19 protein-coding genes are annotated in these 24,940 nt (G+C 62.6%); 16 read left to right on the top strand and 3 right to left on the bottom strand.

All coding sequences use genetic code 11. The annotated features are described in order from the left end of the window. Positions 1 to 151: 151 nt before the first annotated feature. From BOP93_RS00645 to BOP93_RS00680, 8 genes are all read left to right on the top strand, one after another. On the top strand, positions 152 to 1,510 hold the full coding sequence (locus tag BOP93_RS00645; RefSeq protein WP_104501199.1) for a TolC family outer membrane protein: 1,359 nt from the start codon (positions 152 to 154) through the stop codon (positions 1,508 to 1,510). Positions 1,511 to 1,550: 40 nt separating this feature from the next. Next, on the top strand, positions 1,551 to 3,707 hold the full coding sequence (locus BOP93_RS00650) for a type I secretion system permease/ATPase (RefSeq protein WP_065894044.1): 2,157 nt from the start codon (positions 1,551 to 1,553) through the stop codon (positions 3,705 to 3,707). Then, a complete protein-coding gene (locus tag BOP93_RS00655) occupies positions 3,697 to 5,061 on the top strand; it encodes an HlyD family type I secretion periplasmic adaptor subunit (protein ID WP_104501200.1) in 1,365 nt (454 codons plus the stop codon). Before BOP93_RS00650 ends, BOP93_RS00655 begins: the two co-directional genes overlap by 11 nt. 199 nt (positions 5,062 to 5,260) lie before the next feature. After that, a complete protein-coding gene (locus tag BOP93_RS00660) occupies positions 5,261 to 6,127 on the top strand; it encodes a TauD/TfdA dioxygenase family protein (RefSeq protein WP_104501201.1) in 867 nt (288 codons plus the stop codon). 60 nt (positions 6,128 to 6,187) lie between these two features. Continuing rightward, positions 6,188 to 7,108 (top strand): LysR family transcriptional regulator, encoded by a 921-nt coding sequence (locus BOP93_RS00665; protein WP_104501202.1) that lies wholly within the window; start codon positions 6,188 to 6,190, stop codon positions 7,106 to 7,108. 219 nt (positions 7,109 to 7,327) lie between these two features. Further along, complete coding sequence (locus BOP93_RS00670; protein WP_104501203.1) at positions 7,328 to 8,863, top strand: MFS transporter; 1,536 nt, start codon at positions 7,328 to 7,330, stop codon at positions 8,861 to 8,863. 15 nt (positions 8,864 to 8,878) lie between these two features. After that, the gene (locus tag BOP93_RS00675) at positions 8,879 to 9,937 is read left to right on the top strand and encodes an HlyD family secretion protein (RefSeq protein ID WP_104501204.1); all 1,059 of its coding nucleotides are present in this window, start codon (positions 8,879 to 8,881) and stop codon (positions 9,935 to 9,937) included. Then, a complete protein-coding gene (locus BOP93_RS00680) occupies positions 9,934 to 11,376 on the top strand; it encodes an efflux transporter outer membrane subunit (RefSeq protein WP_104501205.1) in 1,443 nt (480 codons plus the stop codon). The genes BOP93_RS00675 and BOP93_RS00680 overlap by 4 nt, the downstream gene beginning before the upstream one ends. Before the next feature lie 480 nt (positions 11,377 to 11,856). On the opposite strand, the gene BOP93_RS00685 is transcribed toward BOP93_RS00680, so the two are convergent. From BOP93_RS00685 to BOP93_RS00695, 3 genes are all read right to left on the bottom strand, one after another. Next, the gene (locus tag BOP93_RS00685; protein WP_104501206.1) at positions 11,857 to 12,546 is read right to left on the bottom strand and encodes a hypothetical protein; all 690 of its coding nucleotides are present in this window, start codon (positions 12,544 to 12,546) and stop codon (positions 11,857 to 11,859) included. A 70-nt stretch (positions 12,547 to 12,616) separates the two neighbouring features. Further along, positions 12,617 to 13,321: a DUF3142 domain-containing protein gene (locus tag BOP93_RS00690; RefSeq protein ID WP_104501207.1), complete on the bottom strand. Its 705-nt coding sequence runs from the start codon at positions 13,319 to 13,321 to the stop codon at positions 12,617 to 12,619. After that, on the bottom strand, positions 13,318 to 15,480 hold the full coding sequence (locus tag BOP93_RS00695; RefSeq protein ID WP_104501208.1) for an outer membrane assembly lipoprotein YfiO: 2,163 nt from the start codon (positions 15,478 to 15,480) through the stop codon (positions 13,318 to 13,320). The genes BOP93_RS00690 and BOP93_RS00695 overlap by 4 nt, the downstream gene beginning before the upstream one ends. A 191-nt stretch (positions 15,481 to 15,671) precedes the next feature. Here BOP93_RS00695 and BOP93_RS00700 point away from each other — a divergent pair, with 191 nt between their 5' ends. From BOP93_RS00700 to BOP93_RS00735, 8 genes are all read left to right on the top strand, one after another. After that, the gene (locus BOP93_RS00700) at positions 15,672 to 17,252 is read left to right on the top strand and encodes a glycosyltransferase family 39 protein (RefSeq protein ID WP_104501209.1); all 1,581 of its coding nucleotides are present in this window, start codon (positions 15,672 to 15,674) and stop codon (positions 17,250 to 17,252) included. A gap of 193 nt (positions 17,253 to 17,445) precedes the next feature. Beyond that, a complete protein-coding gene (locus tag BOP93_RS00705; RefSeq protein ID WP_104501210.1) occupies positions 17,446 to 18,918 on the top strand; it encodes a Fic family protein in 1,473 nt (490 codons plus the stop codon). Between the two features lie 262 nt (positions 18,919 to 19,180). Beyond that, positions 19,181 to 19,600 (top strand): MarR family winged helix-turn-helix transcriptional regulator, encoded by a 420-nt coding sequence (locus BOP93_RS00710; RefSeq protein ID WP_065886629.1) that lies wholly within the window; start codon positions 19,181 to 19,183, stop codon positions 19,598 to 19,600. After that, on the top strand, positions 19,597 to 21,675 hold the full coding sequence (locus BOP93_RS00715) for an FUSC family protein (RefSeq protein ID WP_104501211.1): 2,079 nt from the start codon (positions 19,597 to 19,599) through the stop codon (positions 21,673 to 21,675). Before BOP93_RS00710 ends, BOP93_RS00715 begins: the two co-directional genes overlap by 4 nt. Further along, positions 21,672 to 21,881, top strand: a complete 210-nt coding sequence (locus BOP93_RS00720; protein WP_065886631.1) for a DUF1656 domain-containing protein — start codon at positions 21,672 to 21,674, stop codon at positions 21,879 to 21,881. The genes BOP93_RS00715 and BOP93_RS00720 overlap by 4 nt, the downstream gene beginning before the upstream one ends. Continuing rightward, on the top strand, positions 21,878 to 22,768 hold the full coding sequence (locus BOP93_RS00725; protein WP_104501212.1) for an efflux RND transporter periplasmic adaptor subunit: 891 nt from the start codon (positions 21,878 to 21,880) through the stop codon (positions 22,766 to 22,768). Before BOP93_RS00720 ends, BOP93_RS00725 begins: the two co-directional genes overlap by 4 nt. Then, positions 22,765 to 24,207, top strand: coding sequence for an efflux transporter outer membrane subunit (locus BOP93_RS00730; RefSeq protein WP_065932707.1), 1,443 nt, complete (start codon positions 22,765 to 22,767; stop codon positions 24,205 to 24,207). Before BOP93_RS00725 ends, BOP93_RS00730 begins: the two co-directional genes overlap by 4 nt. Before the next feature lie 81 nt (positions 24,208 to 24,288). Beyond that, positions 24,289 to 24,921, top strand: coding sequence for an NADH:ubiquinone oxidoreductase subunit N (locus tag BOP93_RS00735; RefSeq protein WP_104501213.1), 633 nt, complete (start codon positions 24,289 to 24,291; stop codon positions 24,919 to 24,921). Positions 24,922 to 24,940 lie beyond the last annotated feature (19 nt).

The raw sequence follows: 24,940 nt of genomic DNA on the forward strand, positions 1-24,940 counted from the left end.
TCACATTGATATTTATGCGGCGAACCGTCCTACATGTGTGAAGCAGTTCCGCTTTTTGAACTTTCCGACGTACGGTCATTACGCTAGCCATTATCCGACGCGGCGGCGCCAATCGCTGTGATTTGAGACAAGAAGTCCTGGGGAATTTTTAATGCGTCTGCACCTGTTCAAGGCAATACCGTTCGTTCTCGCCGCCAGCTTTGTACAAGCCCAGACGCTGCCTCAAGCCATGCAGCAGGCACTGGATGTGCACCCTGAAATTCAGGCCGGTGTAAACAGCCGCATCGCCGCCGATTACCAATTGCGCGCCGCACAGGGTGGTTATCTTCCGCGTGTCGATTTGAACGCCGGCTACGGCCGTGCAGGCACCGACAACGCGTCCACCCGCGCCACCAATGGCACGGGCGGCAACCACTGGGAAACCCTCAATCGCGGTGAATCCAGCCTGCGCCTGCAGCAAATGATCTTTGATGGGTTCGCCACTTCCAGCGAAGTCGGGCGTCAACAGGCCAACGTCAACTCCCGTGCCTATTCGTTGCTCGGTACGTCCGAGCGCACCGCGCTGACCGTTGCCCAGGTCTACCTGGAAGTGCTGACCCGCCGCGAGTTCGTGCGCCTGGCCGAAGAAAACCTGCGCAACCACGAACGCATTTACGATCAGATCAAGTTGCGCACCCAGCGCGGCGTCGGTAACGGCGCCGACCAGGACCAGGCCGAAGCGCGTCTGGCCCAGGCCCGCAACAACCTGATCACCGAGCAGACCAACCTGGCGGATGCGCAAACCAACTACCTCAGTGCCGTTGGCGAGATGCCCGACCAGCTCGAGCGCCCGGCGCCGTTCATGGCCATGCTCCCGGCCGACCTGAATGAAGCGCGGCGCCAGATGCTCGACAACAGCCCGGTGCTGCGCTCGGCCGAGTCGGACATCTCCGCCGCCGAGAAGCAATACGCGGCCGCCAAATCCAGCTTCTATCCACGCTTTGACGCTGAGCTGGGCACCAACGCCGACAACAACGTCTCCGGTGACGCCAACCACAGCAACGGCTGGGAAGCCATGGTGCGCATGCGCTTCAACCTGTTTGCCGGCGGCAGCAACAAGGCCGACCTGCAGTCGAAGTCATACCAGGCCAACCAGGCCCTGGACATCCGCAATAACGCCTTGCGCCAGCTCAATGAAGAACTGGGCCTGGCCTGGAACGCCTTGAACAACGCCAACGCGCAACTGCCGGTGGCCCAGCAGTACGTGGACCACAGCACCCGCGTGCGCACGTCCTACCAGCAACAGTTCAGCCTGGGCCAACGTACCCTGCTGGACTTGCTCGACAGCGAGAACGAATTGTTCACCGCTTCGCGTCGCCTGGAAGAGATCAAGAATATTCAGTTATTTACTCAGTACCGAATCAAGGCGACCATGGGCGAATTGCTCAAAAGCCAAGGCGTCGTCGCTCCAATGGCCTCCGTCGTGCAAAACGATGTGAAGCCCAAAGTTCAACTGCCTGGAATGAACTGAGTCACCCCATAGCCCCATCTGTTAGTCGAGAGTGCACCGCGTGGAATCCGAAGTCAGTCGAGTTCATCTCAGTCATGATCCACGCACGCTGCACGACGACCCGTTACTCGACGGGTTGTTGGCACTCTGCGCCCTGCATCAGAAACCGGCCAGCGCGGCCATGCTCACCACCGGCCTGCCGCTGCCTTCGCAGCGCCTGAGTGCCGAGTTGCTGTCGCGTGCCGCCGCGCGGGCCGGCCTGCAGGGGCGGCTGCTGCAACGCAGGCTCGAACAGATCCCGGCCATCGCGTTACCGGCGCTGCTGCTGCTCAAGGACGGGCGCAGTACCGTGCTGCTCGGCTGGGAAGGCGATGATCAGGCACGGGTGCTGCTCAGCGAAAGCGATGGCGGTGAAGTGCTGATCAAGCGCGAGCTGCTGGTCGACGACTACACCGGCAAAGTCTTCTTTGCCCAGCCGCAGCACAAATTCGACGTTAACCACGGCACGCTGATCCCCCGGGCGCGCTCCTGGTTTCGTGACACGCTCAAGCGTTCGCGCTGGCTGTATACCGATGCCATCGCCGCCAGCTTCCTGATCAACATCATCGCCATGGCCGCGCCGTTGTTCGTGATGAACGTGTACGACCGCGTGGTGCCGAACCAGGCCACCTCTACGCTGTGGGTGCTGGCCGTGGGCATCTGCGGCGCGTATCTGTTCGATTTGGTGCTCAAGAGCCTGCGCAGTCTGTGCCTGGACCTGGCCGGTAAAAAAACCGACCTGATCATCTCCGCCACCCTGTTCGAGCGCATCGTCGGCATGTCGATGAAGTACCGCCCGGCGCGCGTCGGCAGCTTTGCGCAGAACATCCATGAGTTCCAGAGCCTGCGCGACTTCCTCGCCTCCCTGACCCTCACCAGCCTGATCGACCTGCCGTTCACGCTGCTGATCTTCCTGGTGATCGCCCTGCTCGGTGGCCATTTGGTGTGGATTCCGGTGCTGGCGTTCCCGATTGCCCTGGGCATCGGCTACGCCCTGCAAAAACCGTTGGTCGCGACCATGGAACGCACCATGGCCCTGGCCGCCGAACGCCAGTCGAGCCTGATCGAAACCCTCGCCGGGCTGGATGCGGTCAAGGTCAACAATGCCGAGAGCGAACGCCAGTACGGCTGGGAACAGACCATCGGCACTTTGAGCCGGCTCGAGCTGCGGGTGAAATTGCTGTCCGGCCTGTCGATGAACATGACCCTGCTGATCCAGCAACTGGCCGGCGTGATCATGATCGTGTTCGGCGTGTACCAGATCATCGACGGCAACCTCAGCATGGGCGGCCTGATTGCCTGCTACATGCTCAGCGGCCGCGCCTTGAGCCCGCTGGCCTCGCTGTCGGGCCTGCTCACGCGTTACCAGCAGGCCAAGGTCACCATGACCTCGGTGGACCAGATGATGGAGCTGCCCCAGGAGCGCAATTTCGAAGAGCGCCCCATGAGCCGTCGCACCCTGCAAGGCGCCATCGAGTGCCGGGGCCTGAATTTCACCTACCCGAACCAACAGAATCCGGCGCTGAAAAACATCAACCTGGTAATCAAGCCAGGGGAAAAGATCGGCATCATCGGTCGCAGCGGCTCGGGCAAAAGCTCCCTGGCCAAATTGATCGTCGGCCTGTATCAACCCGACTCCGGCGCGTTGCTGGTGGACGGTGTGGACGTGCGCCAGATCGACGTCAGCGAACTGCGCCACAACATTGGCTACGTCGCCCAGGACATCCAACTGCTGGCCGGCACCCTGCGTGACAACCTGGTCAGCGGTGCACGCTACGTCGAGGACGAGATGGTGCTGCAAGCCGCCGAGCTAGCCGGTGTGCACGAATTTGCCCGCCTGCACCCGCAAGGCTATGAACTGCAGGTCGGTGAGCGTGGGCAGAACCTGTCCGGCGGCCAGCGCCAGAACGTCGCTCTGGCCCGTGCATTGCTGCTGAACCCGCCCATCCTGCTGCTGGACGAACCCACCAGCGCCATGGACAACACCGGTGAAGAACGCTTGAAACAACGCCTGCATGCCGTGGTGCAAAACAAGACCGTCGTCCTGGTGACGCACCGTGCCTCGCTGCTGTCCCTGGTGGACCGCCTGTTGGTGGTTGACCGTGGGCAGATCCTCGCGGACGGCCCGAAAGCCGTGGTCATGGAAGCGTTGAAGAAGGGGCAGATCAGTGTCGCTTAATGCCATCAAGAGCGCGGTCGGGCGCTACTTCAAAGGTTCCGACTCGCTGCAGGGCCAGCCGCTGCCCGAGGTCAACAAAGCGCTGATCGAGGATGCGCCGCGGGTCATCCGCCTGACCATCTGGGCCATCATCGCGTTCTTTGTGTTCCTGGTGGTGTGGGCGGGTTTCTCCGAAATCGACGAAGTGACCCGAGGCGACGGCAAGGCGATTCCGTCGTCCAAGCTGCAGAAAATCCAGAACCTGGAAGGCGGTATCGTCGCCGAGCTGTACGTCAAGGAAGGCCAGATCGTCGAGGCCGGTGCGCCTTTGATTCGCCTGGACGACACGCGGTTTGTGTCCAACGCCGGGGAAACCGAAGCGCTGCGCCTGGCCATGCAGCTGCGCGTCGAGCGCCTGAGTGCGCAGGTGGACGACCGCCCGCTGACGATTCCCGACGATGTGCTCAAAGCCGCGCCCAGCCAGGCCGCCAACGAGCGCTCACTGTATGAAAGCCGCCGCCAGCAGTTGAAAGACGAAGTCGGCGGTTTGCAGGAGCAACTGGTGCAGCGCCAACAGGAGTTGCGTGAGTTCACCTCCAAGCAAAGCCAGTACCGCAGCCAGTTGTCCCTGCAACGCCAGGAAATCAACATGTCCGAGCCGCTGGTGGCCCAGGGCGCGGTGTCGCCGGTGGAAGTGCTGCGCCTCAAGCGCGCCGAAATGGAAACCCGAGGCCAACTGGATGCCACCACCCTGGCGATCCCGCGCGCCGAATCGGCGATCAAGGAAGTGCAGCGCAAGATCGACGAGACCCGTGGCAAATTCCGCAGCGAAGCCCTGACCCAGCTCAACGAAGCGCGCACCGAACTGAACAAGGCCGAATCCACCGGCCGCGCCCTGGAAGACCGCGTCAGCCGTACCCTGGTCACCTCGCCGGTGCGCGGCATCGTCAAGCAGTTGCTGGTCAACACCGTCGGCGGCGTCATCCAGCCGGGCAGCGACATGGTCGAAATCGTACCGCTGGACGACACCCTGCTGGTGGAAGCCAAGATCCGCCCGCAAGACATCGCCTTCCTGCACCCTGGACAGGAAGCGGTGGTCAAGTTCACCGCCTATGACTACACCATCTACGGTGGCCTGAAGGCCAAGCTCGAACGCATCGGCGCCGACACCATCACCGATGAAGACAAGAAAACCACCTACTACATGATCACCCTGCGCACCGACCGCAGCCACCTGGGCACCGATGAAAAACCGCTGCTGATCATCCCCGGCATGGTCGCTTCGGTGGACATCATCACCGGCAAGAAAAGCATCCTCAGCTATCTGCTCAAGCCGATCATCAAGGCGCGGGCGGAGGCGTTGCACGAGCGTTGATCTCTATCGCCTGCTCCGGCCTCATCGGGGGCAAGCCCCCTCCCACACTTGATTTGTGAACACACTTAAAATGTGGGAGGGGGCTTGCCCCCGATGAGGCCATCAGCCTCACCAATGCATATGGATATGCCCTAACAGTATTTAAACTTCCATTCTCAGGCCTATAAATTCACTGCCCTGTCCGCCGGAAGTGAACCCAATGCCCGCCACCCTTCAAACCTTCGACATCCGCCCCTTCCCCGGCAGTGTCGGCGCCGAAATCGTCGGCCTGGATCTGTCCCAACCCGTCAACGACCAGGACTTCGCCCGCATCCACCGCGCGCACCTGGACCACCACGTCATCGTGTTCCGCGACCAACGCATCACCCCTGAACAACAGATCGCTTTCAGTCGGCGCTTCGGCGTGCTGCAGATCCACGTGCTCAAACAGTTCCTGCTGGCCAACCACCCGGAAATCCTGATCGTCTCCAACATCATCGAAAACGGCCAATCCATCGGCCTGGGCGATGCGGGCAAGTTCTGGCACTCGGACCTGTCGTACAAGCAACTGCCCAGCCTGGGCTCGATGCTGCACGCCCAGGAACTGCCGTCCGAAGGCGGCGACACCCTGTTTGCCGACATGCACAAGGCCTGGGAGCAACTGCCCGAGCACCTGCGCAACGCCGTCGAGGGGCGCCGCGCCGCGCATTCCTACACGGCGCGTTACAGCGAAACCAAATTCGAAGGTAACTGGCGCCCGACCCTGACCCCTGAACAGCTCGCCCAGGTGGCCGAAGTGGTGCACCCCATCGTGCGTACCCATCCTGAAAACGGCCGCAAGGCGCTGTTCGTCAGCGAAGGCTTCACCACCCGCATCGTCGGCCTGCCGGATGACGAAAGCCGCGACCTGCTGGCCCAGCTCTACGCTCACAGTGTGTTGCCGGAAAACATCTACCGCCACCAGTGGCAGCCCCACGACCTGGTGTTCTGGGACAACCGCTCGCTGATCCACTTGGCCGCCGGTTGCCCGAGTCACCTGCGGCGCAAATTGTTCCGTACCACCATCCAGGGCGATGCGCCATTCTGAAACGGTAAAGCCTGCTAGGATTGCGCCCAGTTCACTCCCGATCGATCACGAGTGCTTGGCATGCAACTACCGGACATGAACCTGCTGGTCGCCCTCGACGCCTTGCTCGATGAAGGCAGCGTGGTGGGCGCGGCGCGGCGGATGAACCTGAGCCCGGCGGCCATGAGCCGCACCCTCACGCGTATCCGCGAAGCGGTCGGCGATCCGATCCTGGTACGCGCCGGTCGCGGCCTGGTGCCGACGCCCAAGGCGCTGGAGCTGCAAGGCCAGGTGCGCACTGTGGTGGAGCAGGCGGCGTTGCTGTTTCGCTCGGCCGATCAAGTGGACTTGAGCACCCTGCGCCGCCGCTTCAGCGTGCGCGCCAACGACTTTTTCATCGGCGTGTATGGCGGGCGACTGTTCGACACCATGCAGCGCGTGGCGCCGTTCTGCGAGCTGCGCTTCGTGCCCGAAGGCGACACCGACGACGAAGCGCTGCGCGAAGGGCGATTGGACTTGCGCGTGAGCAATACCCTGCCGGCGAGCCCCGAAGTGAAGGTGCAGAACCTGTTCTCGACCACCTTCGTCGGCCTGGCGCGGGAAGATCATCCACTGTTTGACGCAGAGATCACCGCCGCGCGGTTTGCCAGTTATTCCCACATCAGCATCTCGCGGCGCGGCATCGCCCGTGGGCCGATCGATACCGCGTTGAATGCCCAGGGCCTGGAGCGCCGCGTGGCAATGATCGCCCCGGGCTTTCACGGTGCGATGTTCATGCTGCCCGACTCCGACCTGCTGCTGCCGGTGCCCAAGGAAGCGCTCCTGAGCGCCACGCGCCTGAAGCTGCCGTTGCGCGCATTCCCGCTGCCAATCTCATTGCCGACGCTGGTATTGGCTCAATCCTGGCACCCACGCTTTGACAAAGACCCGGCACACAAATGGCTGCGCGAAACCATGCGCGAAAGCTGCCACGCCACCTGGCTCGAAGCTCAGCCCACCTGAAATCCCAAGCCATGCTCGGTCAAATGTGGGAGGGGGCTTGCCCCCGATAGCGATGTATCAGGTTCACATCAGGTGGCTGGCAGACCGCAATCGGGGGCAAGCCCCCTCCCGCATTTGGATTGCGTCTGACGCACTTATAAGCTGACAACAAGTAACTTTTTGTCATGCTAGAGCCTGATTAAACTGCTCGGGTATTTCTTTATTCCGAGTTACCTGTCCATGACATCCCTCGCTGCCCCCGCCTTCGAGGCCGCAGCCAAACCCACTGCGCCCAGCCCACAGGTATTCGGTCCGCGCATCATCATCGGCCTGGTCGGCGTGTTGCTGGCGGTGCTGGTGTCCGGCCTCAACGAGATGGTCACCAAGGTCGCCCTCGCCGATATCCGTGGTGCGCTGTACATCGGCTTTGACGAAGGTACCTGGCTGGTCGCGGCCTACACCGCCACCTCCGTGGCGGCGATGGCGTTCGCGCCGTGGTGTGCGGTGACGCTCTCGCTGCGCCGTTTCACCCTGTGTGCCATCGGCCTGTTTACCCTGCTCGGCATCCTGTGCCCGTTCGCACCGAACTACGAAAGCCTGCTGCTCCTGCGCACGGTGCAAGGCCTGGCCGGTGGCGCGTTGCCGCCGATGCTGATGACCGTGGCGCTGCGGTTCCTGCCGGCCAACGTCAAGTTATACGGCTTGGCCGGTTATGCCCTGACGGCCACCTTCGGCCCGAGCCTGGGCACGCCGCTGGCGGCGCTGTGGACCGAATACGTCGGCTGGCAATGGGCGTTCTGGCAGATCGTCGGGCCTTGCCTGCTGGCGATGGCCGCCGTGGCCTACGGCTTGCCGCAGGACCCGCTGCGCCTGGAGCGCTTCAAGCAGTTCAACTGGCGTGGTCTGCTGTTGGGCTTCCCGGCCATCTGCATGCTGGTGATCGGCCTGTTGCAAGGCAATCGCCTGGACTGGTTCGAGTCAGGCCTGATCACCTTCCTGCTCAGTGGCGGCACGCTGCTGATGGTGCTGTTCATGCTCAACGAGTGGTCGCAGCCGCTGCCGTTCTTCAAATTGCAGATGCTCGGCCTGCGCAACCTGTCGTTCGCGTTGATCGTGCTGGCCGGCGTGTTGATGGTGTTGACCTCGGTCATCATCATCCCGTCGAGTTTTCTCGCCCAGGTCCAGGGTTACCGCCCCCTGCAAACCGCGCCGGTGATGCTGCTGATGGCGCTGCCGCAACTGATCGCGCTGCCGCTGGTGGCCGCGCTGTGCAACCTGCGCTGGGTCGATTGCCGCTGGGTGCTGGGGATAGGCCTGGGCATGCTGGTGCTGGGCTGCATCGGCAGTTCGCACCTGACGTCGGCATGGATTCGCGATGATTTTTATGGCTGGTACCTGCTGCAGATTTTCGGCCAACCGATGGCTGTGCTGCCGCTGCTGATGCTGTCCACCGGCAGTATCCAGCCCATCGAAGGGCCGTTCGCCTCGGCCTGGTTCAACACCGTCAAGGGCCTGTCCGCCGTGATCGCCACCGCTGTGCTGGATACGCTGACCACCCAGCGCGGGCATTTTCACTCGACCATGCTGGTGGACCGCCTGGGCAATTCGCCCCTGGCCGACGGCGACGCGCCGGGCCTGGCGCAGCGCCTGCACGCGCAAGTCGTGGTGCTCACCTCTTCGGATCTGTATGTCGTCATGGCCGGTGTCGCGGTGGCGTTGATCCTGCTGATTTTCTGGATGCCTACGCGGATTTTTCCGCCTCGCGCACCGACCTGACCCCAAGGATTTCTCATGAAACGCAAAGACAAAATGGCCGTCTCCGTTATCGCTGTGTTTGCCGTCGGCGTGCTGGTGTACCTGGTTGCGCCAGGCCTTCTGGGCAGCCGGAGCCAGACCACCAACGACGCCTTCGTCGCCGCTGATTTCACCCTGGTCGCCCCTCGCGTGGCCGGGTTCATCAAGGAAGTGCTGGTGCAGGACAACCAGCGCGTCAAAGCCGGCCAGCTGTTGGCGTTGATCGATGACCGCGACTTTCGCGCTGCCGCCCAGGCCGCCGATGCCGACACCCTGGTCGCCCAGGCCCAACTGAAAAACGCCAGCGCGACCCTGGAGCGCCAAAGCTCGGTGATCGCCCAGGCCCAGGCCACCGTGGCGGCGGACCGTGCCGAAGTGGCGTTCGCCGAACACGAACTGAACCGCTACAACCACCTCGCCGGCGTCGGCGCAGGCACCGTGCAGAACGCCCAGCAAGCCAAGACCCGCATCGACCAGGCCACCGCGCGCCTGGCCAAGTCCACGGCAGTGCTGGCCGCCGAACGCAAGCAAGTGGAAATCCTCACGGCCCAGCGTGACGCCGCCGAAGGCGGGCTCAAGCGCGCCCAGGCCGCACTGGAAATGGCCAGTTATCAGCTGTCCTACACGCGCATCGTCGCGCCGGTGGACGGCATGGTCGGTGAGCGGGCGGTACGGGTCGGCGCCTATGTGACCCCGGGCAGCAAGATCCTCGCGGTCGTGCCGCTGGCCGAGGCCTATGTCGTGGCCAATTTCCAGGAGACGCAACTGTCCCACATGCATGCCGGCCAAGCCGTGCAAGTGCGCGTCGACAGCCTCGACGGCGAGTTGCTCAACGGTCACCTGGAAAGCCTGGCGCCGGCCACCGGGGTGACCTTCGCCGCGGTCAAGCCGGACAACGCCACCGGCAACTTCACCAAGGTGGTGCAGCGTATTCCGGTGAAGATTGTGCTGGAGCCCAATCAGCCGCTGACCGAGCGCTTGCGCGTCGGTATGTCGGTGGAGGCCAGTGTCGACACACAGGCGGTCGCGCCCCACCCTGAGGTGGCCCAGCAATGAGACAGCTCGCCTGGCTCACCTTGAGCCTCATCAGCCTGAGTGCCTGCACCGTCGGCCCGGATTTCCAACGGCCGCAAGGCCCGCAGGTGGCCCAATGGAGTGAGCCCCAGGGGCGTCAGGCAGCCAGTCGTGCCAGCAGCGACCCGTTGCAGGAGCGCTGGTGGGACGTGTTCCACGACGAGCAGTTGTCAGCGCTCACGCGTCGCGCCCTCAGCGATAACCTCGACCTGAAGCTGGCCAGCAGCCGCCTGCAACAAAGTCGCGCGGTGCGCCAGGTGACCACCGCCGAACGCTACCCCAACGTCGATGCGGGCGGCGGTTACCAGCGCAAGCGCAACAGCGCTAAAGGCTTGAACGACCCTTCCGGCGAGAACGGCCGCTCGGCCTTCAGCCAGTGGGACATGGGCTTTTCCGCTGCCTGGGAGCTGGACTTCTGGGGCCGGGTCAAGCGCGAGACCGAAGCCGCCGACGCCACCCTGGACGTTGCCGAAAACGACCGCCGCGCCGTGTTGCTGTCGGTGCTGGCCGAGACCGCGCAGGACTACATCCAACTGCGCGGCGTCCAGAACACCCGCGCCGTCACCGAGCAAAACCTCGACGTCGCCCGCCACAGCCTCAAGCTCTCGCAACTACGTCTGGCCGACGGTGTGGCGACCGACCTGGACGTGGCCGAAGCCGCCGCCCAGGTCGCCGCCATCGAAGCACGCCTGCCCGATCTGCAGCAGCGCCAGGATCAGTTGATCAACGCCCTGAGCCTGCTGATGGGCGAGCCGCCGCAAGCCCTGCACACGCAGCTGTCCAAGGACGCGGCCGTGCCGCAGACCCAGCGCCAGGTCGCCATCGGCCTGCCGTCGGAGCTGGCCGAGCGCCGCCCGGACATCCGCCAGGCCGAAGCCCGTTTGCACGCCGCCACTGCCAGCATCGGCGTGGCCAAGGGTGATTTCTATCCGCGCATCACCCTGTCCGGCAGCCTCGGCTCCCAGGCCCTGCAACTCTCGGACTTCGGCTCCTGGGGCTCACGCGCCTTCGCCTTCGGCCCGCAATTGAGCCTGCCGCTGTTCAACGGCGGGCGCCTGCAAGGCATGGTCGATTTACGTGAAGCCCAGCAACAGGAAGCGGCGCTGGCCTACCAGCAAACCGTGCTGCGCGCCTGGCATGAGATCGACGACCAACTGACCCGCTACAACGCCAGCCAACTGCGCCGCGACAGCCTGGCCGAAGCCGTGCGCCAGAACCAGATCGCGCTCACCACCGCGCAACAGCAGTACGTCGAAGGGGTAGCGGATTTCGTCAATGTGCTCACCGTGCAAAGCGCGCTGCTGGCGACCCAGGAACAGTGGGTGGAAAGCTCCACGGGCGTGTCGTTGGCCATGGTCGGCTTGTACAAGGCGTTGGGAGGAGGGTGGGAGTCGGTGTATCCGTTGCAGGCTGTTCAGTGATCGGAGGAAATCGGGCGTACCCACAAGACCTGCGTCTCGCTGTGCTCCAGTAATTTGGATTGCTGCTACGACGAATGGCCAAAGGTGGTGTCGAGCGTAACCTACGTTTGGTAATAGCTTTTTTACGTACGCAATAACATGAACGTGACGTCGTCTTCGGTTGCGCACCCGTCAAGGGTACGTTCTACGACGGCCTTGAACTGATCTTCGGCTGAGAGTTCGGCCCAGAATCCATCTGTCGCCATGATCCATGTCGTGTCTTGGGCAACGTGCATGGATTGAATGTGAGGCTCATGAGCCCGTCGGTGGCTCATGCAGTTGAGCAGTGTTTTGCGGGCTGGAGAGTTGGCCATGAGCGAATGGCTCAGATCGCCTCTCCAGTGGTGCATCCACCGACAAAGGCAACTTGCTCACATAACTCTTCGCCCAGGGCCTCGGCAACCTCCTCAAGCATTTGCAGCATCATTGTTCGGTTGGACGTCACAGTATCCACTCCCGCAGCATGGCGTCGGCGACTTTGGTCTCACGCGGTCCGCCGATGCGGATGGCATCAACGAGGGCCAGGAAATGATAGAGAAGCTCGTCTTTCTTCACGGCGCCGGGAACGGTTTTGTACAACGGTGTAATTGCCTGCCCTTTGCTTTTTCCGTAGGCATCTGGCCAGACGGGAATAAGGTCGCCTCCGCTCATCACTTTGCCTGCCAATACCGGTGCGGCAAAGGCCGTTGGAATGCCTCGGACGATAGCGCCAGGCTTAACCGGAAAAATATAGCGAATGCTGTGCGTAACCAAATCCAGCAGCGCTGTGCTTCTTACCAGCGGGATTCCATCGATGTGCCTCGTATAAATCAAGCCGATTTCCCTGCAACGATTCAGGGATGAAGACACTTCGGTTTTGCTCAGACCCAAAGCTGAAGACAGCGCTCTCACAGAGTAGTTTTGCGAAGCGTGTTCTTCAGAATCCTCGTCTGCGTCATCCCACCCACGCCAGTCATCCATTGTTGAAAGTTGAACGGTTTCGAAGTTTTCAATATAGGCCGCAAGACTTTGAAAACCGAGGGCCGCGGTGTCTTTCTCCACAGAAAACACCCGTTTTTTTACCCGCTCCCCTTTGGCCCGTAGTTCGAGGCTGATCAGTTTGAACAGGACTACGATGTCTTGACTTTTCATATGGCCCCAAAAGTTAGTGTCCTCTGTCCGCGGACAGAGGACACTTTCTTGCATAAATTCAACCGACGTGTCAACGATTCTGCAAAAACACCACATACCCCCGAAACCACTCACTCCCCTGCAAATACCCCGGCGCCTCCCACTCTCCACCCTGAATCAAGCCGACCTTGAACGGCACGCCCATCCGGTTCATCCGGGGCAAATAGGCCGCGTAGTCTGGAATGCTGTGGCGTCCCTGGTACGTCTGCACCACCACTTCATCCACCACGCCCTTGAGCTGGGCGATGGCGGCCGGGTCGGCGTTGCTGCTCCAGTCCATCAAGCCGGTGATGCTCAAGCGCAGGTCGGCCGGCAGGCGCTGGCGCAGGTCGCGCAGGAAGGCGGCGTATTCGTGCAGGTATTGGGTGCGGGCGTCGAAGTCGATCTGGATGCCGACCACCGGGTTGCCCGCGTCACGCCAGCGTTGCACCTGGCCGAGCAGTTGGGTGTAGACCGGTTCCGGCCAGTGCAAGGTATGGGCGCGGTAGACCACCCAGATAGTGCCCTGGGTGATGCGCGGCACGCTCATGCCCTGGGCGATCAGTTGCACGCCGCGTTGCGGTGCGCGGCGCGTGGAGTTGATCTGGCCCTGGAGGATGTACAGGGTTTTGGCCTGCTTGAGCACCGGCTGGGGCGTGACGCCGCTCCACAACCAGAAGGCGTCGTAGTCACGGGCGTCGACGGCGCCGAAGGCCGGGCTCGCCAGCAACAGCAAGCCCAGCCACAGCGACTTCACCAGTAGTACTGCAGCGATTTGCCCCACTGCGTGTCGGCGTAACCGCTCTTGAGCTGGCGGAACCAGCCTTTGCGCACGGCCGGCGCCACGTCTTCACCGCCGCAACTGTTGTAGCCGGCCGGCGCGTAGCAGTTGATGGCGCGAAACAGTGCGTAGGCCTTGTCGGTTTTCGGTGCCTTGGCGTTGGCGATCACCTGCTTGTAGCCGTCCAGGCGCGAGAAGGTCTCACCCTTGAAGTCCGAGGCGGTGCTGCCCAGGCTCCCGGCGGCGCGGGGTTGTTCCAGGGGCATGCCGTCCAGGCCGTTGCGCAGGATGAACTCACCGAAACAGTTCAGGGCGTGAGGGTTTTTAGCATCCTCCTGCAAGGTCGTGGCGGTTTGCGCGATGCCTGGGCAGGCGTAGCCGGATTCGGCCTTGTCACCGTTCCACTGGAACAGCTTCAAGGTCTGGCCGCTGGTGTAGGTGTAGCCCAGGCTGGTGCCGAGCTTGTCTTCGGACAACGAGGCTTGCTTGAGGTCGTCGGCAAAGGTCGCGAACTGGCGGTGCAGCAGGTCTTTGTAGAGCAGCACGAATTGTGCGCTCTGGCGTTCGGTCGGGTCGCTGGCGTTAGCGATCTGCTGGCGCAGCAGGTCGGGGCCGGCGACGTTGCGCAGCAGAATGTAGCGCACCTGTTTGGCGCTGATCGGCGAGTCGGCGGCGAATACCTTGGCCAGTTGGCCGCTGCGCTCGTAGTTCATCGCCAGGGCCAGCTCCAACTGGTCGCGTTGCAGCGGTTGCCTGGCCAGCGGCAGCAGTTGCAGCCACAGGGCTTGCGCACCTGCCCAGTCTTGTTTGGCTTCCAGGGCCAGGGCGCGCAGGGTTTGCTGGCTGAAGGCGAAATAGTCCAGGGTTGACGGCACGTCCGCCGGCAGGTGCTTGAGGGCAGTGTCGGGTTGATGCTCGACGTACAGGGCATACGCCGCTTGCAGGTAGTCGAACAATGCCGGTTCGTTGGCAAAGGTGCTCTTTTGCTTGTCGAGGTCTGCGCGGCTCAACAGGGGCGGGGTGTGGGCACGCATCGCCATCAGGTCGCTGACCACCTGCAGCATCGGGCTGTTCGTCGACGTGTTGCCGGCCATCAGTAACTTGAGGTCGGCCTCTTCGACCAATTCGTCCACGCTCACATTGCGCTGGGCGTCGGTGGCCTCGGTCAGCTGCCAGGTGAAGTCTTCGGCAAGCCTGGCATCGTCGTTCGCCAGCCAGTGCACCCGGCGCAGCAGGCCACGGGCGGAGGCCACGTAATCGCCTTGTGGATACGTTTTCAGGTAAGCGAGAAAGCCTTGTTCGGCGTGGTTCAACGCGGGCTTGTCCACCTGCTCGCGCTGCGGCATGCCGTATTCGTCGAACGCTTGGGCCTGGGCCTGGTTCAGCGAGGTGCGCGCGCTCATGTACAGCGCCGTTTCCTTCAGCCAGGGCGCATCGCTGGTCGCGGCGGCGGCGAAACCGCGCTCGGCGTCACCGAAGCGGCCACTGTAGAAGTCAGCGGCGGCCTGCAAATAAGTGCGAAACAGTTGGGCGTTGGCCGAGGGCGTCAACTGCGCGTCCACCACCTGGCCGTCCCAGTCGCAGGTCGTCAGCAGCTGCAAACGGGCTTTGACCAATACGTCGCGCTCAGCCGGCGGCATATCGGCCTTGATCACTTGGCTGATATACGCCGTGGCGCTGTCGTCATTGTTGCTGCGGCAGCGGCTGCCTTCACCATTGAGGAAGGCTTCGCCGGCGGTCTTGTATTCCTCGCGCTTGATGCCCAGCGGCTGGAGCAGGGTGTCGAGCTCGGCGGTGCGTGAATCGTCCGCCTGGTTATCGGGCTCATCGCTCGCGGCTGGAATCGGCATCAGGCGATACACCGGAAACGGCACCGGGCCGAACCCTTGGGCCAAGTCGTCTTCGCCCAAGGCATTGGGCGTCAGCGGCGCGGCTTTTTTATCGGCCAGCAACAGGCGCAGGTTGACCCGGCTATCGTTGCCCGGGCTGAGGAAAGGCTGGTTGCTGCACGGTTCGAGACTGTCACGCGAGACCCGCCAGTCGGGGTAGCACGAGTCGTCGGAACTGGCTTGGGCCGCCAGGGGAATAACGGCCAGCAAGGCCAGAGCCAGAGGTGACAGCAAACCGATGCGCATAACGTTTCCTTGATCCTGAGTCCGTGGAGGAGGGCAATCATAGCCTGATCCTACGAGTGCTTCGGTGAAGGCCTACGCAAATTGTTGATTTGTCTGATTCCAGCAACGGGCCCACCGCTTTTGGCCTAAAGTGGCGGTGTTTGCGCATGCGCAGGGTGTGTCCTGTAGAGGGCAGTCGTAACGGAGTCGATATGCGTCGGTCGGTGGTAGAGCAAAATGAAAAAGTCCGGGTCTTGCCTGCGTTCAATCGCCTGACCCGGGACGGCGCCGGGTGGCTCAGCCGCCTCTGGTGGGTGCCGATCCTGGCGCTGGCCATGGTCCTGCGGTTCTACCACCTGACGTCGGCGGCGATCTGGGGTGACGAAGGCTCGAGCCTCTTGCTCAGCGAATATGCGCTGGCCGACCTGTGGTTTCACGCCGCCCACGATGTGCATCCGCCGCTGTATTTTGTGCTGCTGCGCGGCTGGATCGAAGTGTTTGGCGACAGCATCTGGTCGATCAGGAGCATGAGCGCCATCCCCGGTGCCGTCGTGGTGGGCCTGGGGATCTGGCTGACGCGGCAGCTGTCCACCCGTCGCGCGGCGCTGCTGGCCGGCATCCTGCTGGCGCTGCTGCCGACGGCGGTGCGCTACAGCCAGGAAGTGCGCATGTATTCGCTGCTCGGCGTATGGCTGTTGGGGGCGACGCTGGCGTTGGTCTACTGGCTGCGCCAGCCCGAGCGCACGCGTTACCTGGCCGCTTATGTGCTGTTGATGAGCGCCGGTTTCTACACCCATTATTTCACCGCGCTGTGCGTGCTGGTGCACTGGGCGTACCTGGGGCTGCACTCGCCAGGCCCGCGTCTGATCACGCGCCCGGCATGGTGGGTGGCCAACGCCGCGATTGTGGCGTTGTACCTGCCCTGGCTGCCGAATCTTCTGGACCTGGTGCAGCACGTCGAACAACTCAAGGTAGGCGGGGACATTGGTTGGGAGGAGCCGGTCAACCTGCTGTCCCTGCCCTCTATGATCTGGCAGTTCGTGTTGCAGGATGAAGGCGTTGATTTCTGGGCGCCGCTGTTCTGGGCCTTTCCGCTGCTGTTGGTCGCAGTGGTCCTGGTAACGGCATGGCGCAACTCCGGGGCTCATTTGCCTGCGTTGTTTTTCTTGCTGCCGTTGCTGTTGGTGTACGGTGTGTCGTTTATCTCGCCGGTCTTTATCGAGCGCTATCTCACGGTGTACGCCCTGGGCTTGCCGATCGTCCTGGCGATGGCCATCGACCGCTTGCCGTCACGCCAGTCATGGTTGGGCGCAGCGCTGTTGGTGCTGTTTGTGGGCATGGAATTGCTGGGCCTGAAGAACAACTTCGAGGTAGATGAACAGGATCAATTCAACGTGCCGGTGGAGTTCGTTAATCGAAATTACCAGGAGGACGACCGCATCGTCCTCAGCGACATGATGTGGTACCTCAGCTACGTGTATTACGACCAGACCGACGCGCAGTTGCAGCTTTACACCCCGCCCAAACCCGACGGCACCTCGACGCGACCGAATGCCTATGGTTTCGGCACGCTGGTGGACCAGGACGGTGGGCGCATCTACCTGGATCGCCTGTCAGCACTGCCTGTTCAAACGCGGCGGGTATGGTTGATCAGCAGCAACGAAGCGCCGGATGAATTCGCGCCGCTGCCGAACGGCTGGCGCGAACTCAGTCGCCAGGACGGCGGAGGCGCCAGGGCGCGGTTGTTTGTGTTGTGCAATGTGCCGGCGCCGCAGCCTGAGGGTTGCCGCTAGACGCTGTTGAACAGGTTTATGAGGAACATTCCATGGAATCGCCCCTGCGCAGCGAGTTGAACCTGACGTTGCAGGATGGTCGAGGGGTGTAAAAAAATATCCAGAAAAACGCAAATATGTAAAAAAAATTGGTGAGTGGTAAAAAAAACTGGGATTTAATCGTTCAAGTTAATTTTTTCTGAAAGGGCTCGCCATGCCGACAGTCGGATACGCTCACCTGTGTGAGGCGCTGGATCTAAAGGTGATAGCACCGCTGCGGGCTGCGATGATCAAGCCGGTGACCAGGATTACCCTGATCGGTGACTGTCTGGCGGTGCCCCATTCGGTGGCGCCCCCGAAACATGCGCTGTTTGAGCACGTACTGTTTGCACTTAAGCATGAAGGCGTGAATCTGGCGCTACTTGCCCCGGTATTTGAACAGCTCGGCCCAGAACCGTTCCTGGAGGCGCTGGCCGACTCGCCCAATGGTGCGTTTATCCGAAAAGCCTGTTTTCTTTGGGAGGGCTTTACCGGGAAAATGCTTGATCACACCCTTCCTGTTCGTGGGCGCGTCGTTCCCTTGTTCGACCCCCAGCGCTATGTGACTGGCCCAAGTATTCGCAACAGTCGTTGGCGAGTGGATTTCAATGGTTTGGGCTCTTTGCATTATTGCGCCACCGTAGAGCGAACGCCTGAGCTGGAAGCGTTGTTGGCGCTTGATGTATTGGCTCGTGCCAAATCCTTCATGGCCACCCTCCCACCCGCAATGATGGACCGCGCCATCCAGTGGGCGTACCTGCACGAAACCCGCGATTCATTTGCCATCGAAAAAGAACAACCCAGCGAAGAAAAATCCCGTCGCTTCGTTCAACTCCTGCGCCAGGCTCACGAAGGCCGTTTGCTCACCGAGGACTACTTGGTCGAGCTGCAAAACAGCACCGTCTCCAACCCCTTCGACAAAGCCGTCGCGTTTCGCCACGAACAGAACCACCTGCACAACGGGCTGCGCGGCGCAGCCGGTGTGAGCTACGTACCGCCAGCCCCCGCGCTTTGCCAGGAATTGATGGAAGAGCTGATGGCCTTCGCCAACCAACCCGTGCGAGACGTCGATCCTTTGGTTGCGGCGGCGGTCACCGCTTTCGGCTTCGTCTTCCTGCACCCGTTCATGGACGGTAACGGGCGCCTGTCTCGCTTCCTGATTCACCAGACGCTTTGCCACTACGGTGCACTGGAAAATGGCTTGTTGCTACCGGTCTCCGTCGCCATGAAGCACGAAGAGCAAGCCTATCTGGAGGCACTCAAGACCTTCTCCCAGCCGACGCGGGAGTTCTGGAAGGTTACTTGGTTGGACGCCGACCACATGGCGTTCGACTTCATCGGTCACCCCTCGATCTACCGCTACTGGGACGCCACCCGCTGCGTCGAATTCACCCTGCAAATGGCCCGCCGCGCACTGGAAGTCGAACTGCGCGAAGAAACCGAATTCCTCGACCGCTACGACCGTGTGATCAAGGCGGTAAACCAACGCTACGACGTACGTGGGAGTGATTTGTCGAAGCTGGTAATGATGTGCCTGGATAACGAGGGGAAGGTCTCGAAGCACCGACGCAAGCAGTTTCAGTACTGCGTGCCGGAGGAGGTGTTTGGGTTTATTGAAGAGGAGACCATGAGGTTGATTGGCGAGTAAAAGAGCGATTCCTCCCAGATCTGAATATGGGAGGGAGCTTGCTCCCGATGGGGGAGTGTCAGCGAATGCGTCAATAACTGACGCACCGCCATCGGGGGCAAGCCCCCTCCCACATTGGTCCTGCGGTGTCGCCGCTGAATCGCTCCACCCATCGAGAAATTGTTTCAAAACTTGACGGCACCTCATCCCTCCACCATATTAATAGTTAGCAAACTAACTGTATGCGAACTATCCAGTGTCCCAATCCCTCGAACAACTCCAGATGAACCTCAGCAGCAGCATGGTGGTGGGCGCCCGTAACTGGCGCAAAATCTGCCAGGCCACGCTGGTGAGCTATGGCATCTCTGAAGCCTGCGCCGTGCCGCTGTTGATGATCGGCCGCCTGGGCGATGGTGTGCATCAGGTCAAAGTGGCCCAGGCTTCGGGCATGGAAAGCCCGTCGCTGGTGCGCCTGCTCGACCGGCTGTGCAGCGACGGTTATGTGTGCCGCACCGAAGACATCCATGACCGTCGCGCCAAGGCGTTGAGCCTCACCGAGCGCGGTCGTGAGCTGGTGCAGGCAGTGGAAGCCCAACTGGTGCGCCTGCGCAAGGAAGTCCTGGTAGACATCGCCGCCACCGATCTGGAAGCCGCGCTGCGCGTGCTGCGCGCCTTCGAGGCGGCCGAGGCGGTAGCGCCTTGAACGGATTCTTTACCGGTTTTCCGCCTGCTCGCGACTGGTTCTACGGGGTGCGTACCTTCGCCGCGTCGATGATCGCGCTGTACATCGCCATGCTCATGCAAATGCCGCGTCCGTATTGGGCGATGGCCACGGTGTATATCGTCTCCAGCCCGTTTGTCGGCCCCACCAGTTCCAAAGCGTTGTACCGCGCGATCGGCACGTTGATGGGCGCGGCGGCGGCGGTGTTATTTGTGCCGATGTTCGTGCAGTCACCCTACATTCTGGTGGTGGTGATCGCCCTGTGGACGGGCACCTTGCTGTTCCTTTCCCTGCATCTGCGCACGGCCAACAGCTACGCCCTGATGCTGGCCGGCTACACCTTGCCGCTGATTGCCCTGCCGGTGGTGGACAACCCCCTGGCGGTGTGGGATGTGGCCGAGGCGCGTACCGAGGAAATCTTCCTCGGCATCGCCGTGGCGGCCGTGGTGGGTGCGATGTTCTGGCCGCGTCGCCTGATGCCGGTGTTCGATGGCTCGGTTGCCAAGTGGTTTACCGACGCCCAGGTCTACAGCCAGCGCTTTCTCACCCGCGATGTGGAGCCTGAAGCCATCAGCGGCCTGCGCGGCGGCATGGTCGCCACGTTCAACACCCTCGAGTTGATGATCGGCCAGTTGCCCCACGAAGGCGCGCGGCCGCAGACGGTGCGCAACACCAAGGAATTGCGCGGGCGCATGATCCACCTGTTGCCGGTGATCGATGCCCTGGACGATGCGGTGTACGCCATTGAACATCGCGCGCCGCAATTTCTCGATCGGCTCACGCCGTTGCTGCAAGCCGCCAACGCCTGGCTGCAAAGCACCACCGAAACCGCGCCACTGGAACGCTGGCGCGTGCTGCGTGACAAGATCGACGCCGCGCAACCCCAGGGCGCAGCGCTGGACGACCGCCACACGCTGCTGTTCTCCAACGCCCTGTATCGCCTCGGTGAGTGGGTCGACCTGTGGCAGGACTGCCGCAGCCTGCAAGCCGCCATTCAGTGCGAAAGCCAGGACACCTGGCGCGCCGTCTACCGCCACTGGCGCCTGGGCCGGCTTACGCCATTTCTTGATCGTGGCCTGATGTTCTACTCGGCGTTTTCCACCGTCACCGCGATCATCGTCGCCTCGGTGTTGTGGATTTTGCTGGGCTGGACCGACGGCGGCAGTGCGGTGATCCTGGCGGCGGTGGCGTGCAGCTTTTTCGCCTCGATGGACGACCCCGCGCCGCAGATCTATCGGTTCTTTTTCTGGACCGCCATGTCGGTGCTGTTCGCCAGCCTCTATCTGTTCCTGGTGCTGCCCAACCTGCACGATTTCCCCATGCTGGTGCTGGCGTTCGCCGTGCCGTTCATCTGCATCGGCACCCTCACCGTGCAGCCACGGTTCTACCTGGGCATGCTGCTGACGCTGGTCAACACCTCGTCGTTCATCAGCATCCAGGGCGCCTATGACGCGGACTTCCTCAACTTCGCCAACGTCAATCTGGCCGGGCCCGTGGGCCTGCTGTTTGCCTTTGTATGGACCCTGATTGCACGGCCCTTCGGCGCCGAACTGGCGGCCAAGCGCCTGACCCGTTTCAGTTGGCGCGACATCGTCAGCCTTACCGAACCCGCCACCCTGGCCGAACATCGGCACATGGCCGCCCAAATGCTCGACCGCCTGATGCAGCACCTGCCGCGCCTGGGCCTCACGGGCCAGGACACCGGCACCGCCCTGCGCGACTTGCGCGTGGCGCTGAACCTGCTCGATCTGCTCGCCTACTCGCCGCGCATCCTCGGCGTGCCGCGCGTGCTGCTCAACCAGGTGGTGGAAGGCGTGGGCGGTTATTTCAAGGCCTGCCTCAAGGCCGGTGAACGCTTGCCCGCGCCCAGCGGTCTGCTGATGACCCTGGACCGCACGCGCCGCGCCCTCAACGGCCAGGGCCTGCAAGACGGCGATGACACGCGCCTGCACCTGCTGCATGCCCTGGCCGGCCTGCGCCTGGCGCTGTTGCCTGGTGTGGAGTTCATTGGCGGCACGGAAATCGAAGCGCCGTTACCGGATGGAGCGCCCCTATGATCGGTGACCTGGATATCAGCGGCGTCTTCCTGCCCACGCTGCTGGTGCTGATGGGCATTACCTATGTGTTGTTCCTGGTGCTGCACGGGCTGTTGACGCGCATGCACTTCTATCGCCTGGTCTGGCACCGGGCATTGTTCAATGTGGGGCTGTACGCGCTGTTGCTGGGCGCGGTGGACTCACTCAGTCGATATCTGATGACATGAAAAAACCTTTTTTGACTATCGGCCGTGTCGTCCTGACGCTGTTGATCGTGAGCTTCGCGGTCGTCGTGGTGTGGCGCATGGTCATGTACTACATGTTTGCGCCCTGGACCCGTGACGGCCACATTCGCGCCGACATCGTGCAGATCGCCCCGGACGTGTCCGGGCTGATTCAGCGGGTCGATGTGCACGACAACCAGTTGGTGAGCAAAGGCCAGGTGCTGTTCGCCGTCGACCAGGACCGTTTCAAGCTGGCCCTGCGCCAGGCCCAGGCCGCCGTGGCCGACCGCCAGGAAACCCTGGCCCAGGCCCAGCGCGAGTATAAGCGTAACCGTGGCCTGGGCAACCTGGTGCCCAGCGAGCAACTGGAAGAAAGCCAGTCCCGCGTGGCCCGTGCTCAATCGGCGCTGGCCGAAGCGCAAGTGACGGTGGATTCCGCCCAGCTCAATCTCGACCGCTCGGTGATCCGCAGCCCGGTGGACGGCTACGTCAACGACCGCGCGCCACGCGCCCAGGAATTCGTCACCGCCGGCCGGCCGGTGCTGTCGGTGGTGGACAGCAACTCCTTCCATATCGACGGCTATTTCGAAGAGACCAAACTGGACGGCATTCGCGTCGGCATGGGCGTGGATATCCGCGTGATCGGTGACAGCGCCCGCTTGCATGGGCATGTGCAGAGCATCGTCGCCGGTATCGAGGACCGCGACCGCAGCAGCGGTTCCAACCTGCTGCCCAACGTCAACCCGGCGTTCAGCTGGGTACGCCTGGCCCAGCGGATTCCGGTGCGTATCGCCTTCGATGACGTGCCGGCGGACTTCCGCATGATCGCCGGGCGTACCGCGACCGTGTCGATCATCGACGACAAGACCAATGCCGGAGACCAGCCATGAAGCAACTGCTGGCCACCGCTGCGTTGGGGGTGTTGCTGTCGGCCTGCCAGGCGGTAGGCCCGGACTACAAACTGCCGGACACGGCCGCCGTCAACCGTGACGACCTGCAAGGTGCCATCGCCGGCGAGGGCAATAACGTGGTGTCGGCGCCCGTGCCGACGGACTGGTGGAAGCTGTACAAAGACCCGCGCCTGGATGAACTGGTGCGCCAGGCCATGGCCTCCAACACCGACCTGCGCGTGGCCGCGGCCAACTTGCAACGCGCGCGCTACCAGACCCAGCAGGCCGAATCCGCCGGCGGCTGGAGTGCCGGGGCCAAGGCTGAAGCGCAGCGTTTGCAGGAGTCCGGCGAAGCCTTTCTGCTGGCCGACAAAGTGCCGGTGGGCAACATCGGCAGCGTAGGCATCACCACCTCGTATCAATTCGACCTGTTCGGCACCTTGCAGCGCGGCATCGAAAGCGCCCAGGCCAACGCCGATGCGGCCCAGGCCGCCGCCGATATCGCACGCATTACCCTGGTGGCCGATGTGGTGCGCGCCTACACCCAGGTCTGCGCCGCCAACGAAGAGCTGGCCATCGCCAACGAGTCCCTCGACCTGCAAGCCCAAAGTACCAAGCTCACCCAGCGCCTGCGCGACGCCGGCCGTGGCGATGAAACCCAGGTCACGCGCTCGCAAACCCAATACAAATCCCTGCGCGCCGATATGCCGCGCTACGAAGCGGCGCGTCAGGCCGGGTTGTTCCGTCTGTCGATGCTGCTGGCCAAGCCCCTCGATCAATTGCCGGCCGGCACCGGCAGTTGCGCCGAGTTGCCGCACATCGCCCAGCTGTTGCCGGTGGGCGACGGTGCGACGTTGCTCAAGCGCCGCCCGGATGTGCGCCAGGCCGAACGCCAACTGGCCGCCGCGACCGCGCGCATCGGCGTGGCCACCGGCGCCTTGTACCCGGACATCGCCATCGGCGCCACGGTGGGCACGGTGGGCCTGCTCGACAACCTCGGCCAGCCTGCGACCAATCGCTGGGGCTTTGGCCCGATGATCAGCTGGACAGTGCCAACCAACGGCGCCCGCGCGCGCATTCACGAAGCCGAAGCCGCGACCCAGGGCGCCCTGGCGCATTTCGATGGGGTGGTACTCAATGCTATCCGCGAAACCCAGACCGGCCTGGCGCAGTACACCGCGATGCTGCAGCGCCGTGAAGCGCTGGCCGACGCCGAGCGTTCGGCCCGCGAGGCGGCGGACCAGACCCACCGCTTCTTCCAGGCCGGGCGCGAGTCGTTTCTCGCCGACCTGCAGGCGACCCGCACCTACACCGCCATGCGCGCGCAATTGGCGGCGGCCAACACCCAGGTTGCAATGAGCCAGATCGACCTGTTCCTGGCCCTGGGCGGCGGCTGGGAAAGCGGACGAACGCAAGGGATAAAACCCGGCAAACCGTGAGGTGATAGCTATGCTTTGTGAGGTGAGGCGTCGTGAAGCCTCACTCGACACTGCTCGCGTTTGCTCATGGGGATTCCAATAATGAAAAACCCTTATGCTCCCGCTTTCTGGTGCGTGCTCTTCGCACTGGTGCTGTTATCGGCCGCGTATTTCTACGGCGTCATGCTCGCCCACCAACTCGACAAGGCCATGGTCTTTCTCGACAGCGCCTGCCTGGTGATCGGCACCTTGTCCATCGGCGTGGTGGCCTGGGCCTCCTATCAAAACCAACGCGTGAAGCGAAAGCTGCTGGAACAAGGCAAGACCCGCGTCGCAATCTGGGACACCAAGGTGGCCCTGCGCCGTGTCGAAACTGTGTTCGACCGCTATTTCTGGGGCAGCTACTGGCAACCCGGTCGCACGTTCCAGGAAGTCATGGGCGACCTCACCGGCACGCCCCTGGAAAAAAGCCTCGAAGTGCTGAAGACGCAATGTGTCGTGCTGGATCGACAGGTCGCTGACGGCAGGCATTGGCTGAATAACGCGCGGGAATTGTCCGATGTTGCCACGCAAATGGCTCGTGAGCGCTATCAGCTGGATTTCTGCGACCCCAAGGCCGACACCCCGGGCAACGCGGTGATACACCGTGAGTTTGAGGTATTGGTCTACACCTGGACGGCGCGCCTGAAGAGTTTTGATCACCAGTTGGATGAAATAGAGCTGGAGTACTCCTGAACTCCTGATGAACTGATCC

The organism is Pseudomonas orientalis (genome assembly GCF_002934065.1).
Taxonomy (GTDB): domain Bacteria; phylum Pseudomonadota; class Gammaproteobacteria; order Pseudomonadales; family Pseudomonadaceae; genus Aquipseudomonas; species Aquipseudomonas orientalis_A.

What these genes read in the sequence shown, in the direction of transcription:
- BOP93_RS00645 (WP_104501199.1), top strand. Translation starts at nt 152, where the DNA reads ATGCGTCTGCACCTGTTCAAGGCAATACCGTTCGTTCTCGCCGCCAGC.
- BOP93_RS00660 (WP_104501201.1), top strand. Translation starts at nt 5,261, where the DNA reads ATGCCCGCCACCCTTCAAACCTTCGACATCCGCCCCTTCCCCGGCAGT.
- BOP93_RS00665 (WP_104501202.1), top strand. Translation starts at nt 6,188, where the DNA reads ATGCAACTACCGGACATGAACCTGCTGGTCGCCCTCGACGCCTTGCTC.
- BOP93_RS00670 (WP_104501203.1), top strand. Translation starts at nt 7,328, where the DNA reads ATGACATCCCTCGCTGCCCCCGCCTTCGAGGCCGCAGCCAAACCCACT.
- BOP93_RS00675 (WP_104501204.1), top strand. Translation starts at nt 8,879, where the DNA reads ATGAAACGCAAAGACAAAATGGCCGTCTCCGTTATCGCTGTGTTTGCC.
- BOP93_RS00680 (WP_104501205.1), top strand. Translation starts at nt 9,934, where the DNA reads ATGAGACAGCTCGCCTGGCTCACCTTGAGCCTCATCAGCCTGAGTGCC.
- BOP93_RS00685 (WP_104501206.1), bottom strand. Translation starts at nt 12,546, where the DNA reads ATGAAAAGTCAAGACATCGTAGTCCTGTTCAAACTGATCAGCCTCGAA.
- BOP93_RS00695 (WP_104501208.1), bottom strand. Translation starts at nt 15,480, where the DNA reads ATGCGCATCGGTTTGCTGTCACCTCTGGCTCTGGCCTTGCTGGCCGTT.
- BOP93_RS00700 (WP_104501209.1), top strand. Translation starts at nt 15,672, where the DNA reads ATGCGTCGGTCGGTGGTAGAGCAAAATGAAAAAGTCCGGGTCTTGCCT.
- BOP93_RS00705 (WP_104501210.1), top strand. Translation starts at nt 17,446, where the DNA reads ATGCCGACAGTCGGATACGCTCACCTGTGTGAGGCGCTGGATCTAAAG.
- BOP93_RS00710 (WP_065886629.1), top strand. Translation starts at nt 19,181, where the DNA reads ATGAACCTCAGCAGCAGCATGGTGGTGGGCGCCCGTAACTGGCGCAAA.
- BOP93_RS00720 (WP_065886631.1), top strand. Translation starts at nt 21,672, where the DNA reads ATGATCGGTGACCTGGATATCAGCGGCGTCTTCCTGCCCACGCTGCTG.
- BOP93_RS00725 (WP_104501212.1), top strand. Translation starts at nt 21,878, where the DNA reads ATGAAAAAACCTTTTTTGACTATCGGCCGTGTCGTCCTGACGCTGTTG.
- BOP93_RS00730 (WP_065932707.1), top strand. Translation starts at nt 22,765, where the DNA reads ATGAAGCAACTGCTGGCCACCGCTGCGTTGGGGGTGTTGCTGTCGGCC.
- BOP93_RS00735 (WP_104501213.1), top strand. Translation starts at nt 24,289, where the DNA reads ATGAAAAACCCTTATGCTCCCGCTTTCTGGTGCGTGCTCTTCGCACTG.